The following is a 638-nucleotide window of genomic DNA, read 5'->3' as shown; positions in this document are numbered from 1 at the left end:
ACAAGAGAGGCATCAAGCGTGCTCGCTCTCCATCTAAAGAGGGAAGTTCTTTGCCCAGTAATGCTAAGACTCCACCGTTAGCACCCTCTGGATCACCGCCGCCTCTGAAGTCCCTGCCGGAGGTCTCCTCACACTACCCATGCTCACCAGTTCTTGAGCAGGGGGGATCCTCTGGGAAGGCTCCAGTAGTGAATCCTTCTTCATCTTTTGATGAGAAAGGTCTTATCGCTGATGTCTCACGGGATGAGGAGTTCGTCAGAAGAATTTTCGGCGAGCTCAACTGTGATGTCCTTGGGCCACCCGGCAACGGCAAGATCATCATCCTCAATGACTCTGATGAAGAAAAGGAGGTGCATGAGGAGAAGGCCTTCGACATCGAAGCTGCGCCATCTTCTGCTGCAAGGTCCCCGTCTCAAACCACCTCCGCTGATGACGCCGATGGCACCTACAAGAGTAACACCCTTGATCGGGCAACATGCAGTTGCAGCAGCGGCGGAGACAAAGCCGGCTTGCCTTAGGCTGCCGTGCCAAGGTGGCGCCTAGCGTGCTTCAAGGAGGACATCAAGGGTTGTGCATTGTTACACCATAAATTTTTCTGCAAAGATAAGTGTTGATGATGATGCAGATCCATTGAAATA

General features: G+C 52.5%; 1 protein-coding gene. It reads left to right on the top strand.

All coding sequences use genetic code 11. The features are described 5' to 3' along the window. The first annotated feature begins 188 nt into the window (after positions 1 to 188). Entirely contained in the window at positions 189 to 518 is a 330-nt protein-coding gene (locus ACQY5R_RS18235; RefSeq protein WP_428610713.1) for a hypothetical protein, read from the top strand. Positions 519 to 638: the final 120 nt, after the last annotated feature.

Origin of the sequence: Sedimenticola sp. (assembly GCF_050289425.1) — a bacterium.
In the GTDB taxonomy this organism is placed as follows: domain Bacteria; phylum Pseudomonadota; class Gammaproteobacteria; order Chromatiales; family Chromatiaceae; genus Sedimenticola.
This window is presented reverse-complemented; position numbering and strand designations above follow the sequence as displayed.